Here is a 13,514-nt window from a genome sequence, read left to right as displayed (position 1 = left end):
CCAAGCGGCGTTAATTTGCTTTTCGGAGGCTCTTCAGCATTTTCAGTGATTTTCCGGTTCCAATGGCCACAGACTCGAGTGGGTTAGGTGCCTGGTGAACCGGTACTACGATTTCATCGGACAGCCACTGCTCCATTCCTTGCAGCAGTGATCCGCCGCCGGTAAGCATCACACCTCGGTCGACAATGTCTCCACTGAGCTCCGGAGGACAGTCTTCAAGTGTAGCTTTAATTGTCTCCAGAATTTGCTGCATTGCCTCGTGAATCGCTTCCTGTATTTCGGTGGACGTGATTTCAATTGTATGCGGCAGCCCGCTGACGAGGTCTCTTCCGCGAATCTCCATTTTTTGCTCTTCATGCTCCACAAGTGCATGGCCGATCTCCATTTTGATTTCTTCAGATGTACGTGTGCCGATCATCAGGTGATATTTTTTACGAATGTACTGGACAATGTCTTCATCAAGACGGTCGCCTCCTACTCGGAGCGAGTGACTGGACACGATGCCGCCGAAAGAAATAATCGCGACTTCAGTTGTTCCTCCGCCGATATCGACAATGACGTTTGCCACAGGTTCTTCTACTGGAAGACCTGCTCCAATTGCTGCCGCAACCGGTTCTTCAATTAATTGTACGTCTTTAGCACCGCTCTGACGCACGGCATCCTGGATGGCACGCTTTTCAACGGAAGTCGCCCCGGATGGGGTACAAACAATCACATTAGGCTTGCGAATGGCGGTGCCGAGCTTTTTGGATGCTTTTCGCATTAGATGCTTAATTAAGTCGGTCGTTACGTCATAATCAGCAATTACTCCGTCTTTCATCGGACGGATTGCTACGATGTTACCTGGTGTTTTGCCAACCATCTGCTTTGCTTCTTCTCCTACAGCAAGCACCTCGCCAGTTCCGGTATCAAGAGCAACGACGGACGGTTCGTTTAAAATCATGCCCTTCTCTTTTGTATATACGAGCAGGTTTGCGGTTCCTAGGTCAATTCCTATCTGCATAGCTGAAAACATAACTATCTTCCTCCGTTCACTTATTTGCTTTCCTACTAAACTACATTCTACGACCATACAACGTTTTGTACCGTTTTCCGTATCAAAAATTCTATAAAATCATCAAACACATCAGACGTCCTGTGAACCAGGAGCAAATCAGGTGCTCCAGTGAGTCTAAGAGTCTCAGTCTTTAGCTTCATAGTCCGGGCTGTAAGTGCTGATTCCGATCTCAACCTCTGCAGAATTATTTTTTATAGAGGTGAGATAAAGCGATTTAATCATGCAAAAGATGGAGATGATAAGGTATAATAAATCGAATTAATTACCATTTTAAGGTTTAGATAAGGACTGATGACCGTGTGGAGACAATTGAAAGCGAAACGGAAAAAACTGCAGCTGAAACAGGCCGAGGTCTGCCAGGGGCTTTGCTCTGTTTCCTATTACAGTAAAATCGAAAATGGGAGAGTAGTTCCAGACGAAAATCTGGCTTCGGCGCTTCGTGAACGGCTGCAGATTGGAGGAGGAATAACCGAAAGGCATCAGGAAAATAATCTGACAGAGCTGTTGCAGCTACACAAAGATCTGCTTGCGGACGGGGAGGAGCTGACACTGCCGTCTCTTACTTCTGACGCAGGTAAAAACGAAAAAGCTTTGCTGCTCGTACTAAAGCTGCGTCAGCTTATCAGCAAGCCGTATCTCTCTGTAGCTGCCTGGAGACTTTACAGGCAGGCGGAAAAGGAACGTCCGGCAGACAGCAGAGTAAGGTTTCTGCTTTATAAAGCAAGAGGTATTTTATATTATATGGACGGCTGGCCCGAGCATGCTTCCCTGAGTCTGCTGCAGGCCTGCTGTGCTGCCGGAGATATGAATCAGCCGTCGGAAGAAATGGCGGATCTTCACCTTCATACAGCACAAGCTATGCTTGAATCAGAAAATGGCGAAGGATCTTATTTGCACGCCGCTTCCTGTATCAGGATGGCGGCAGAAACCGGGGACATGGTCCGCTGCACAAAAGCGATGGAAATTGCAGCGGAAGCATTGTTTATGACGGGGTTGAAGCAGGAGGGAGACCATGAATTGATGCTCCTTCAGCAGCACACAGCATCTGAAGCGGGAGAGCGTACGTCGCTGATGAAAGGGAGATACTTCAGACAGCGAGGGAAAACTGCAGAAGCTGCCGCTATGCTGCAGAGAAGCTACCGCTCACGTAAAGGCATGGACCGGCTTGAAGTGATTTATGAGCTCGTACACGTCTTCCTTGAAATGGAAATGTATGAAGATGCACGTACCTGGACTGCACACGCACAGGCGACGATCCATGAATTCGAAACATCATATCCGCTTTCCTCCCGCGATGTTGGCTGGAAGCACCTTTTTATGTTTCTTGCCAGTTTATGCAGTCAGCATAGTCAGGAAACGAAAAAAATTGTCGTGAACATTCTCCCTTATTTTGAAACATGCATCCAGTGGAAGCATTGTCTTTATTTTTATAATTGGCTGGCTGATCACGCTCTGGCAGAAAAAGATTTGCAGGAGGCTCTGTATTGGAGGACGAAGGCAGGAAACAAGCTCTCCCCTGAATAACCGGCAGGAAGCAGTCTTTCCCTGCCTTACGCCGAATTGTGATATGATTAACCCGTTATTCAGCAGGAGAGGACATGTCATGAATGCGTGAGACTTTTTCAGGAAAAGAAAAGCTGGCTCTGCTGGCTTCCGTGATGTGGCCGATACTTGTAACGCAAGTCGGCCTGTATATGATGAATTTTATTGATACAGCCATGTCCGGACATGCCGGTGCTGTTGATCTGGCAGGAGTAGCCGTTGGAAGTTCTTTGTGGATTCCGATTTTAACGGGCATTTCGGGAATATTAATGGCACTCACCCCTATTCTGGCGCAAAATGCGGGAGCGGGAAGAAGTGAAAAAACAGCGTTTTACGTCCAGCAGGGTATATGGCTTGCTGTTGGACTGACAGCTGCAGTAGCAGTACTCGGCTTTTTTCTGCTGGACCCAGTGCTTGCACTCATGAATTTAGAGCCGGAAGCAGCGTACATAGCGAAACACTACCTCATCGGACTGGGAGCTGGTATGCTGCCGCTGTTCATTTACAATGCGCTGAGAGGCTTTATTGATTCACTTGGTCAGACACGGACGACGATGATGATTACACTGATGGCTCTTCCGGTAAACACTTTCTTTAACTATGTGCTGATTTTTGGAGCATTCGGATTTCCGGAGCTGGGCGGAATTGGAGCCGGGTACGCTTCAGCGGTTACGTACTGGTTCATTTTCGCTGTCACTGTGTACACAACTGCCAGAGTGCGTCCGTTTTCCGGCTTCAGCATTTACAAAAGCTGGAGCGGTATTTCGATGAGTGCGTGGCGGGAGCTGCTCATGCTCGGAACACCAATTGGGCTGACGATCTTTTTTGAGACGAGCATCTTTTCAGCGGTTACGTTGTTAATGAGTCAATATTCGACTGAGGTAATCGCTGCCCATCAGGCTGCGGTGAACTTTGCCAGCCTGCTGTACATGATACCGCTCAGTTTTGCATTTGCACTTACGATTGCTGTCGGGTATGAAGCAGGTGCAGAGCGTCTGCAGGATGCCGACTCGTATACAAAAATAGGCATTATAGGGGCAGCCATTATGGGGGCGGCAGCGTCGGTGATTATTTACCTGCTTAGAGAACCGGCAGCATTTATCTACACACAGGACCCAGAGCTGGCAGAACTGATTACGCTGTTTCTGCTTTATGCCGTTTTCTTTCAGATGTCGGATGCGATTAATACCCCGATTCAGGGGGTTCTTCGCGGCTACAAGGATGTGAACATACCATTTTTAATGGCTCTGGCAGCATTCTGGCTGATCGGGCTCCCCGCGGGCCATGCTGCAGCAGTATGGACACCGTTAGGACCGTTCGGTTACTGGATCGGGTTAATTACAGGACTGACTGTCTGTGCGGCAATGCTTGCTTATCGGCTGAAGGTTGTCAGACAGCGTTTTCGGCAAGGACGTTTGCAGAACAATTGAAAGTGGAACAGGTCCTTAAAGAACCTGAAGTGTGACAAGAAGAGCCAAACGACGACTAATCAGGCAGGAATGCTGAATGAGGACGTGATATAGGATGCAGGAAATGATGCAGGCGCTTGTCAGTAAACAAAAAGAGTATTTTTACGGCGGTCACACGCGCGGAATCGCATTTCGCAAACGACAGCTGCAGCTGTTGAAAGAGGCTGTACAGAAGCGGGAGTCTCAAATTGTGGAGGCGCTGAAGAAAGATTTAAACAAAGGGGAATTTGAAGCGTACTTAACTGAAATCGGCTTCTTTTACAGCGAACTTAAAGATATGTACAAAAACATGGACTATTGGGCTTCACCTCAAAAACAGAAGGCACCTATTTCCCATGTAGGCAGCAAAAGCTACGTTTACAAAGATCCGTATGGCGTAGCACTGATTATCAGCCCTTGGAATTACCCGTTTCAGCTTGCGATGACGCCTTTAATCGGTGCGATTGCAGCTGGCAATACGGCCATTGTGAAACCGTCTGAAATGACGCCAAACACGAGTATGGTCATCCGCGATATCGTCACTGCCACTTTTCCGGAGGAATATATTGCGGTCGTTGAAGGCGATGCAGAAGTCTCAAAAGCACTTTTGGATCAAAAGCTGGATTACATCTTTTTTACCGGATCTAAGCATACGGGTAAAAAGGTCATGGCGAAAGCGGCAGAGAGGCTGATCCCTGTCACACTGGAGCTAGGCGGGAAAAACCCGGCTATCGTCACGGAAGATGCAAACCTGAAACTTGCAGCAAAACGAATCGTCTGGGGAAAATTTTTAAACGCTGGTCAGACGTGCGTGGCTCCAGATTACGTCTTGATTCATGAGTCGTCACGCCGAAAGTTTTTAAAGCTTGTCGTTCAGTATACGAAGCGCTTTTTCGGTCCGGAAGTGCGGGGGAAACGGAGCTATCCGCGAATCATTTCAGAAGAACATGTTGACAGGCTTGCAGGCCTGCTCGATAAAGAAAAAATACTTTATGGCGGAGCATTTGACCGTGACAGCCGCAAAGTAGAGCCGACGATCATGATGGATGTTCAGCTTGATGATCCGATAATGGAAGATGAAATTTTTGGACCGATTCTGCCGATCGTGTCTTATCAATATGAGCATGAGGTGCTTGATTTCGTCCGGGAAAGGCAAAATCCGCTTGCGCTTTATCTGTTTACCGAAAACAAGGACACAGAACAGATGATTATCAGTAACCTTTCGTTTGGCGGAGGATGTATTAATGACACCATCATGCACATCAGCACCCCTTATCTGCCGTTTGGTGGTGTTGGTGAGAGCGGACACGGAGCCTATCACGGCAAGGACAGTTTTGATACGTTTACTCATCGGAAAAGCATCTTAAAACAGACGACGAAATTCGACCTCCCCATTCGATACAATCCGTCGCAGAAAACATTAAACACTTTGAAGAAAATGTGGGAATAGCAGCGGAGCTAGCTGAATCATCTTTTCAGAAAGCCGCTCCATGATGAATAAGCAGTCATGTTTATCCTCCTGCCGGTAAAGGCGATCCGGGAGCTAAGGACTCGAGGAGCAGCTTTTCCGATTTAAGAGCCGGAGGAAGGCTGGATATGCGACGCACTCCTTCATAAAATAGGAACAAACGTGCAAGCAGTATGGCGCTGCTCGCAAACAAAGGGACCCGGCTTTATTTACAAAGCCGGGTCCCCAGAGTGTTGATAAATTCATTTTAAGTGAATAACGTTGCATCTGCCTGTATCTGCGGACACTCGCTTTCCGGAGGGAACGGGCTCAGCTAACCGCTTCCTCCTGCTGTCGGAAGCGCTGGATCTTCGCCTCGTTCTGATCCTCCCGGAGTCGAGTTCCTTCGATGTCGGCAGCTGGCAGTGCGTTTCAAGTGCCTGGTTATGAATGCACGATCGGCTTCCACACATATGAACCTTCCCTATGCGACGTTTCGATGTTGAATAGGGATGCCAATTCTTCCTACAATTCAGTATAAAAGGTAAAAAAAGCGGTCGCACCTGCCTGTCGTGACGTTGTTCTCCATGAATCAGAGCCGTTTCCCCGATGTGTCCGGCGGGGACGCCCGTGGGATCAGCGCAGTCTGAAGATCCAGTGCCGTTCAGATCTGCGAACGGCATCAACGCACGAGCGGAGCCGGACTGGGTCTTGAAGGCTTCTCGCGAGAAGCCTGTGTCCGAGTGAAGCCGTGCCTTTCTTCCCTTCATACAGGGTCGCCCTGAGAAATAGCTGAAGGCCAGCCCACGGCAAGCTTCCGCTGGTAAGCAGAGGGGAAATACAATCAAACGAATAAATATGTAAGTTGAAAGACTTTTTCAACAGCCTGGGGACCCGGCTTTATTTACAAAGCCGGGTCCCTTTTTGCGCAGGTTACTGTTTATTGCTTTCGATCTTTTTCGTTGAATAAAAAACGATTCATTTTCATAATCAGCCTGAAAAAGATCGGCATGAAAATCCAAACGGCAGCCAGCATAAGCAAACCGTAAGTCAGTACATACCCCAGTCCGAACTGAACATAGTAGGCAATCAGAAATACGGGTGAAAGCGCTGCCGGAATAAAGAAAATAACAGCAGTTACCCAATAATAGAGCCTTAATGAACTGTCCTCAGGAACCGGGCCGTAAAGTTTTTCGAAAAACGCTTTAAATGGATGCATCGGTCTGTCCTCCTGCATGTTTCATCAAACACAGCCAGCTTAGAAAAAATCGTAGATAAACGGAGGATAGTCTGGCAATGCCCTTTGCAGGAGCCTCACCATCTCTTCTTCTCCTTCGATCATGCCTTCTTCCCAAAGACGCACCGGCTTCTGTGCTCCCATAATGATAGCAGACAGCATATTAATATCAAGCTTTATCCCTTTTTTGGACAGCTGCCGGAGAGACCGGTCTTCTTCATTTCTTGGCGGGAAGAACCGGACCCGGGAAGGCGGGCCTGAGTCAGCAGCTAATATATAGGTTCCATCATTCCAGGGGCAGAATTCATCGGTGACATGAAGCATGATGGACTCGTTCGTTTTCAGATGAAGCGGCAGCAGGCTCAGTAAAGGTTCACATGACACAATTCGTGCCATAAAATAAGAGGATACGCTCCGCTCCACTTTAGGATCCGGCAGTAAGAACGGCATCATGTCATGCGCTCTGCCTGTAATCGATACGGTGTCTGCCATCGAGTCATGATTGCGGATATACCCCATCAGCCCTTTTCTTGCATCAGCATCCAGCCAGATCATTTCATGGACAGTCATTTTTCTGTCTTTCATTTCGTAAATCATATAGCCGCGTATATCATTGCCGCGGCTATAAACCGCACATGTCCCGGGCTTCCGCTTAAAGGTGTTTTTACGCCACCATTCGGCGGACCGGACGACGGAACCGTTTATGTTGGAAGCCCACTGGTCGTAAACAGGACCAATTTTTTGTGCGTCTGGTGTGATGCGGCTTACGGAGCCGTCGCTTGGTTCAAATAAAGGGAATTGCTCGCGCTTCAACGTGCACGCTTCCTGATCGGCATAAAGCTCCCAGCCAAACCGCCTGTAAAACGGAATCGAGAACGGATAGAGAAGTGACAAAAGCCTGCCTTCCTTTCTCATTTGCTGAAGCGAATGATACAGAAGCTTCCCTACATGTCCTCTGCGCCGTTCTTCCGGCCAGGTGGCCACTCCTGAGACGCCGCCTGCCGGAATACTCATATCGTAAAAATAAACATCCATTGGGAGCACGGCTGCTTTGGAGACCACCACACCGTTTTCTTCAATCACCCATGTTTCCTGAGGATTCATATCCGCCAGACGTGCTCTGCGCTGCTCTTCCGTCATCTCATATTGAAATGCAAATTCCGACATTCGTATCGCATGCTCTGCTTCAGATGATCTCAGCCGCCTGATTTCCACGATTTACTCCCCCTTGTCCTGATACATTTCAATCGCTTTTTTTCGCTCCAGCTTGTGGTCTACTGTCGGCTCCGGATAATCTTTTCCAATGATACAAGCCGCCTTTTTCTGCTCCTCTTCCGGCATTTTATGAGGTTCATGAATCCATTTGTCAGGTACGTTTTCCAGTTCTTTTACGTAGCGTCGGATAAACGCACCATCCGGATCGAATCTTTCTGATTGACGGACCGGACTGAAAACCCGGAAGTATGGAACGGCATCGGTGCCAGTGGATGCAGCCCACTGCCAGCCGCCGACATTTGAGGCAGGATCATGATCGATCAGTTTATCTGCAAAGTAAGCGTCTCCTTCACGCCAGTCGATATGGTAATCTTTTGTTAAGAAGGAAGCAGTGATCATGCGCAGCCTGTTATGCATCCAGCCGGTTTCGTTTAGCTGCCTCATCCCGGCATCCACAATAGGAAATCCGGTTCTCCCTTCCTGCCAAGCCTTTAAGTCAGATTTGCTCGTCACCCATTCCAGCGAGCGGAATTTTTCCTGGAATTCCTTATCAGCTGTTTCCGGGAAATGATACATGATCATCGCATAAAAATCCCGCCATGCGAGTTCTTTAATGAACGTTTCTGCGCCTTGCCCGCCTTTATCGGCAGCTGCGTGATAAATACGTCTGACGGAGAGAGCTCCTGTACGAATGTACGGGGATAGACGGCTTGTTCCTGCAACAGAAGGTCTGTCACGCTCCCGGTCATAGTATTCAATGCGGTCATCCATAAATTCCCCGAGTCTCTCGAGGGCAGCCGCTTCCCCGAGTGCTTTCCATTTACGGCTGCAATTGGAGAGAACTTGTCTAAACGCCTGTTCGCCGTTGGCAGAGAGCGATTGATGCGGATGATACCGGTTATGAAACCGGTCATGGTGATCGTCCGCTTCTGCCGGCTTATCTTCCTGAAGCCATTTACGGGAGAAGGGCGTGTAAACCTTATAAGGAGTATCATCATGTTTTACGATTTCATCCGGTTCATGAATATAGCTCCCCGGAGTGCCGGTAAAGCGTACTCCGGTTTCTTTAAGTGTCCGGAACGCTTCTTTGTCACGCTCACGGGAAAAAGGTGTATAATCCTCGATATAAAAGATTTCTTTCAGGGAAGATGTTCGTTCCTGAAGCGTTTTGAAAGCTTCTTCTACTGTTCCTGACAGGATGTGAAGCTGGAGGCCGGCCTCTTCACACTGCTCCTTGAAGGAAGAAACGGTTTGAAAAAAGTAATCATTGCTAGTATCTGTGTTATGCTGAAAATCCGGATGCAGATGGAAGAAAAACATCATGCTTCCGTCTTGTTCTTCCGCCGCCTCCCAGGCAGCTTCAAGAGCAGGATGATCATGAAAACGAAAATCATTGCGAAACCAGACGGCGAACGTCGGCTTAGTCATAAAAAACACCTCCAGTGAGTATCGTGCTGCTCATACCTATCCTCATGTTTAAGGACAGGCTTGCTTGATGTAATATGTCGATGCCGGAGTGAAAGGATGTACATTCATATATGACACACCAACAGACAAATTATCATGTAATTGGAATCGGAATCGGGCCGGCTAATCTGGGCCTCGCTGCACTGTTAACGAAAGCAGAAGATATTCAATCCCTCTTTTTTGATGAATCGCCGGAATTTCAATGGCATCCCGGGATGCTGATCGAGGGGGCAGACCTGCAGGTTCCATTTCTGGCTGACCTGGTGACGCTGGCGGACCCTACAAGTCCTTTTACTTTTTTAAACTACTTATCTTCACAAGGAAGACTTCACGCCTTCTTCTTTTTTAACCGCTTCGATATTCCACGAAGAGAATATAATCACTATGCCCGCTGGACAGCCGGCCAGCTGAATAACTGCTTATTCGGCAGAAGCGTAACAAATGTTGTTTATAAAGAAGGTAGTTATCATGTCTGCGTACTCGACCAGGAAACGAAAGTAGAAACCACTTATTATGCAGATCATATTGTCGTCGGAACGGGTACGAAGCCTCTGATCCCGGAGCCTTTGCAGGGTCATCCGCCTGAAGACGTGCTCCATACGAGTCAGTATGTGATGCAGGAAGACAGTATCGCAGGCGCTGAGAAAGTACTGATTGCAGGATCAGGCCAGAGTGCTGCCGAAGTGTTTCTCGAGCTGCTGCAAAAAGATCACCGTCCTGAGTTAAACTGGTATACCCGTTCTGCCGGCTTTTTTCAGCTGGAATCAGGAAAACTCGGGCAGGAAATCTTCTCACCAGATTATATTGATTATTTTCATGCTCTTCCGCTTGAAAAAAGACTGGACGAGCTTCCAAATCTTACGCAGCTTCGCAATGGTGTGGAAGAGAGCACACTGCATAAAATATATGATGTCCTGTATCACCGAACGACCGGCGGTCATCCGAGCGGTACTGTTATTCAGGCTAATACAGAAGTAAAGGACATTAAAGCGGCCGGTGACGGTTCATATGAAGTAACACTGCATCAGCACCAGCAGGAGAAAACGTTTCGCGTCACTGCTGATAAAGTCATTCTTGGCACCGGCTATAAACCTGATATTCCAGAGTGGCTGGAAACACTGACAAAAGACGCCGACAGGGAAGATGACCGGTTGAAAATAAACCGGCGCTACCATCTCTCCTTTCCGGACGAGCGCAGCGGCAGGCTCTACACGCTTACGGATATTGTCCACTCTCACGGAGCAGGAGCGACCAACCTGGCACTGGCTGTGAACCGGAACGTAACAATTATCAATGACATCGCAGGGCGTACGATCTATCAGGAACGAGAGAACACGGTTTTTCAGCAGTTCGGCGCTTCACAGTCTGCAGACGAAAAGGAGTAATGACTATGAAGCTAAGTATTCTTGACCAGTCTCCTATTGTACACGAAGGAACGGCGCAGCGTTCTCTGCATCAGTCCGTTGAGCTGGCAAAGCTTGCTGAAGAATGGGGGTACGGCCGTTATTGGGCGGCAGAGCATCACGACAGTCCGGGACTTTCCTGTACATCACCTGAAATACTGCTGAGCCGGATTGGTGCGGAGACGAGCACCATCAGACTTGGAACGGGGGGCCTGCTTTTGCCTCATTACAGTGCCTACCGGGCAGCGGAAACCTTTCACATGCTGGAAGCATTATTTCCTGGAAGGATCGACGCCGGAATCGGACGAGCACCTGGCGGAATGCCGAGAGCTTCACTTGCATTAAGCGAGGGCAGACCGCGCAATGTTTCACGATTTCCGGAACAGCTGGACGATCTTTTAAACTGGCTTCATTACCAACCAGTTGAAAAATATGTGTATGGGGAGGCGAAAGCAGGCCCTTATACAGAAACAGTTCCACCGGTATGGATATTGGGATCTTCCGTAAAAGGAGCAGCTCTTGCGGCTTCGCGCGGGCTGCCTTTTACGTTTGCTCATTTTATAAATGAAGAAGAAACAGATCAGGCTGCTTCGGTTTATTACGAGCAGTTTCAGCCATCAAAATGGCTGGAAAAGCCTTCTTTCATGATGGCAGTATCCGTCGTTTGCGCTGCCACTGATGAAGAAGCGGAAAGAATGGCAAAAAGCGTTGACCTGGCTGTTCTGTCAGCTGAAAAGGGGATGCCCCTGCCGGAAATTCCGGGTCCGGAAAAGGCGGCGGCTCATGACTGGTCCGGCTATGATGGAGAACGTCAGACAGAAAACCGGCGGAGATTGATTGTCGGAAGCGCTGAATCCGCCGGTATGAGGCTGAAGGAACTGGCGAAACGCACGCAAGCGTCAGAGCTCATGCTGATCAGCAACCTGTACTCACATGAAACACGGCTGCAGTCGTACCAGCTGATTGCTGAAGAACTTATCCCTTAATGGACGATCCGGAACTTTGAAGGCTCGGACTTTTCATTTAGCTTAACGGGGATCACCTGGTCTACTTCAGCCGGATATCTTGCCTGGCCCAGAGCGCGCATAAATGCATGCAGATTCTCTTCATCACCCTGTGCCTCCATCCGCACGGACCCGTCCGGTTCATTGCGGACCCACCCGGAAAGCTCGCGCTGTGAGGCTTCCAGCTGGGCAAAATAACGAAAGCCGACGCCTTGTACACGGCCTGTCACCGTAATGTCATAGCGGGGCATAATCGACCTCCTTTTTCAAATGGCTTATTCATCGATTATGTTCCCTGCCTCAAGCATTTTTACACCTGAAGCAGCTGCTTCAGCTGACTGAATTTCAGAAAGGAAGCGCATACGGCTATGATTCGAACTTTTTTATGGTTTGTTTACTTTTTTATTCATTTAATTCTTGTGATACCAGGACTCGGTATCGCTCATCTGCTAAAACGAAAAGATCGTGCAAAAGCAGACGCATATATTCACCGGCGTGCGTATCTTTGGGCCTCAAGTCTTGTCAGGTTTGCCGGCGGCAAAGTGTCGGTTCATGGGAATGATAACCTGCCTGAAGGACCAGTTCTGTTTGTAGCAGGTCACCAGGGAAATTTTGATATCCCGATCATACTCTCAACTGCCAACCGAAAAATTGGTTTTATTTCAAAAGTGGAGGTGAAGAAAATACCGCTTATCGGCTCCTGGATGAAACTGCTGGACTGCGTTTTCATTGATCGAAACGATCGAAGGCAGTCTGTTGCTGCTATCAGAGAAGGGGCAGAAAAGCTGAAGGCGGGCTGCAGTCTCGTCATTTTTCCGGAAGGAACGAGAAACCGCGGAGGTCAACCAGGACAGTTTAAGAAGGGGAGCTTAAAGCTGGCTCAGCTGTCAGGAGTGCCGATCATACCTGTGACAACCGATGGATCCTATAAAATGATGGAAGCGAATGGCGGAAGAATGAAGCCGGCCCATGTGACCATCACGTATGGCGAACCTGTGACGATTCATCAGGATAAAAAAGTGGATGCAGCAGAGCTCGCTGCTCTTGTTCAGCAAAAGGTAGAAGAACACCTGCCGCTAACTCAGGAAAATATGAATGAGCAATAGCAGCAGTAAAATGGTTAAAAAGAGCGGCTCTCCGCAATGGAGAGCCGCTCTCAGAATGTCGATGAAGCATTTTTAGGTGAGTAACCTTGCATCTGCCTGTATCTTCGGGCACTCGCTTTCCGGAGGGAACGGGCTCAGCTAATCGCTTCCTTACTACTGTCGGAAGCGCTGGATCTTCGCCTCGTTCTGATCCTCCCGGAGTCGTGGCCCTTCGAAGTCGGCAGCTGGCAGAACAGGTGAAAGGCCTGATTTCTATTGGCAGGAACCTGCTGGAAACCGATTGAACCTTACGCCAAGCGACGTCTCTTTAATGATTAGTATTGCCAATGTTTCGCAGCATTCGCCAGATATGCAACTGGCAGTCTGGGTCAGCTCGCGAAATCATTGCATCCGTGGTTGTAGGCGACTGTTCGAATTTCCTCGCGCTATGTTACTTTTGCGAAGGCTTAAGTCGTTTTATTGTAAGCGTCAAAGAAACCGTGTCCGAACAGTGTGAAGATCGAGCAGGAGAACATCAAAAAACGGGCAGCCGCGGGGATCTTCCCGGGGCTGCCCGTTTTGGGCTTACGGCGAAACAGGGCGTCGACC

11 protein-coding genes are annotated in these 13,514 nt (G+C 48.7%); 6 read left to right on the top strand and 5 right to left on the bottom strand.

Going from position 1 to position 13,514, the window contains the following annotated elements:
- Window positions 1-10: 10 nt before the first annotated feature.
- Window positions 11-1,015 carry a rod-share determining protein MreBH gene (gene mreBH, locus HCN83_RS14430; RefSeq protein WP_168008519.1) on the bottom strand — a complete coding sequence of 335 codons (1,005 nt, stop codon included), beginning with the start codon at window positions 1,013-1,015 and terminating at the stop codon, window positions 11-13.
- Between the two features lie 333 nt (window positions 1,016-1,348).
- On the opposite strand from mreBH, the gene HCN83_RS14425 reads away from it, so the two are divergent.
- The 3 genes from HCN83_RS14425 to HCN83_RS14415 all read left to right on the top strand — a co-directional run bounded on the left by HCN83_RS14425 (window position 1,349) and on the right by HCN83_RS14415 (window position 5,497).
- Window positions 1,349-2,581, top strand: a complete 1,233-nt coding sequence (locus HCN83_RS14425; RefSeq protein ID WP_168008517.1) for a helix-turn-helix domain-containing protein — start codon at window positions 1,349-1,351, stop codon at window positions 2,579-2,581.
- An 83-nt stretch (window positions 2,582-2,664) separates the two neighbouring features.
- Window positions 2,665-4,029 (top strand): MATE family efflux transporter, encoded by a 1,365-nt coding sequence (locus tag HCN83_RS14420; protein WP_168008515.1) that lies wholly within the window; start codon window positions 2,665-2,667, stop codon window positions 4,027-4,029.
- A 94-nt stretch (window positions 4,030-4,123) separates the two neighbouring features.
- Window positions 4,124-5,497, top strand: coding sequence for an aldehyde dehydrogenase (locus HCN83_RS14415; RefSeq protein WP_168008513.1), 1,374 nt, complete (start codon window positions 4,124-4,126; stop codon window positions 5,495-5,497).
- 937 nt (window positions 5,498-6,434) lie between these two features.
- Here the strand turns inward: HCN83_RS14415 and HCN83_RS14410 are convergent.
- The 3 genes from HCN83_RS14410 to HCN83_RS14400 are packed head-to-tail and all read right to left on the bottom strand — an operon-like array spanning window position 6,435 to window position 9,374.
- Window positions 6,435-6,713, bottom strand: a complete 279-nt coding sequence (locus tag HCN83_RS14410) for a hypothetical protein (RefSeq protein ID WP_168008512.1) — start codon at window positions 6,711-6,713, stop codon at window positions 6,435-6,437.
- A gap of 39 nt (window positions 6,714-6,752) precedes the next feature.
- Window positions 6,753-7,946, bottom strand: coding sequence for a GNAT family N-acetyltransferase (locus tag HCN83_RS14405; RefSeq protein WP_168008511.1), 1,194 nt, complete (start codon window positions 7,944-7,946; stop codon window positions 6,753-6,755).
- Between the two features lie 3 nt (window positions 7,947-7,949).
- Entirely contained in the window at window positions 7,950-9,374 is a 1,425-nt protein-coding gene (locus HCN83_RS14400; protein WP_168008510.1) for a cryptochrome/photolyase family protein, read from the bottom strand.
- Window positions 9,375-9,484: 110 nt separating this feature from the next.
- Here HCN83_RS14400 and HCN83_RS14395 point away from each other — a divergent pair, with 110 nt between their 5' ends.
- Window positions 9,485-10,798, top strand: a complete 1,314-nt coding sequence (locus HCN83_RS14395) for a lysine N(6)-hydroxylase/L-ornithine N(5)-oxygenase family protein (protein ID WP_168008509.1) — start codon at window positions 9,485-9,487, stop codon at window positions 10,796-10,798.
- Between the two features lie 5 nt (window positions 10,799-10,803).
- Window positions 10,804-11,802: an LLM class flavin-dependent oxidoreductase gene (locus HCN83_RS14390; RefSeq protein WP_246238252.1), complete on the top strand. Its 999-nt coding sequence runs from the start codon at window positions 10,804-10,806 to the stop codon at window positions 11,800-11,802.
- Here the strand turns inward: HCN83_RS14390 and HCN83_RS14385 are convergent.
- Window positions 11,799-12,071: an acylphosphatase gene (locus HCN83_RS14385; protein ID WP_168008507.1), complete on the bottom strand. Its 273-nt coding sequence runs from the start codon at window positions 12,069-12,071 to the stop codon at window positions 11,799-11,801. The two genes, HCN83_RS14390 and HCN83_RS14385, sit on opposite strands and share 4 nt — an antisense overlap.
- Before the next feature lie 117 nt (window positions 12,072-12,188).
- Here HCN83_RS14385 and HCN83_RS14380 point away from each other — a divergent pair, with 117 nt between their 5' ends.
- Window positions 12,189-12,926: a lysophospholipid acyltransferase family protein gene (locus tag HCN83_RS14380; RefSeq protein ID WP_168008506.1), complete on the top strand. Its 738-nt coding sequence runs from the start codon at window positions 12,189-12,191 to the stop codon at window positions 12,924-12,926.
- The last annotated feature ends 588 nt before the right edge of the window (window positions 12,927-13,514 follow it).

Source organism: Alkalicoccus luteus (assembly GCF_012034335.1).
In the GTDB taxonomy this organism is placed as follows: Bacteria; Bacillota; Bacilli; order Bacillales; family Salisediminibacteriaceae; genus Alkalicoccus; species Alkalicoccus luteus_A.
The sequence above is the reverse complement of the archived record's forward strand: the minus strand, read 5'-3'. Positions and strand labels throughout refer to the sequence as shown.

Excerpts from the sequence above, each read along its gene's own strand:
- mreBH (WP_168008519.1), bottom strand. The coding sequence starts at position 1,015 with ATGTTTTCAGCTATGCAGATAGGAATTGACCTAGGAACCGCAAACCTG.
- HCN83_RS14425 (WP_168008517.1), top strand. The coding sequence starts at position 1,349 with ATGACCGTGTGGAGACAATTGAAAGCGAAACGGAAAAAACTGCAGCTG.
- HCN83_RS14420 (WP_168008515.1), top strand. The coding sequence starts at position 2,665 with ATGCGTGAGACTTTTTCAGGAAAAGAAAAGCTGGCTCTGCTGGCTTCC.
- HCN83_RS14415 (WP_168008513.1), top strand. The coding sequence starts at position 4,124 with ATGCAGGAAATGATGCAGGCGCTTGTCAGTAAACAAAAAGAGTATTTT.
- HCN83_RS14410 (WP_168008512.1), bottom strand. The coding sequence starts at position 6,713 with ATGCATCCATTTAAAGCGTTTTTCGAAAAACTTTACGGCCCGGTTCCT.
- HCN83_RS14400 (WP_168008510.1), bottom strand. The coding sequence starts at position 9,374 with ATGACTAAGCCGACGTTCGCCGTCTGGTTTCGCAATGATTTTCGTTTT.
- HCN83_RS14395 (WP_168008509.1), top strand. The coding sequence starts at position 9,485 with ATGACACACCAACAGACAAATTATCATGTAATTGGAATCGGAATCGGG.
- HCN83_RS14390 (WP_246238252.1), top strand. The coding sequence starts at position 10,804 with ATGAAGCTAAGTATTCTTGACCAGTCTCCTATTGTACACGAAGGAACG.
- HCN83_RS14385 (WP_168008507.1), bottom strand. The coding sequence starts at position 12,071 with ATGCCCCGCTATGACATTACGGTGACAGGCCGTGTACAAGGCGTCGGC.
- HCN83_RS14380 (WP_168008506.1), top strand. The coding sequence starts at position 12,189 with ATGATTCGAACTTTTTTATGGTTTGTTTACTTTTTTATTCATTTAATT.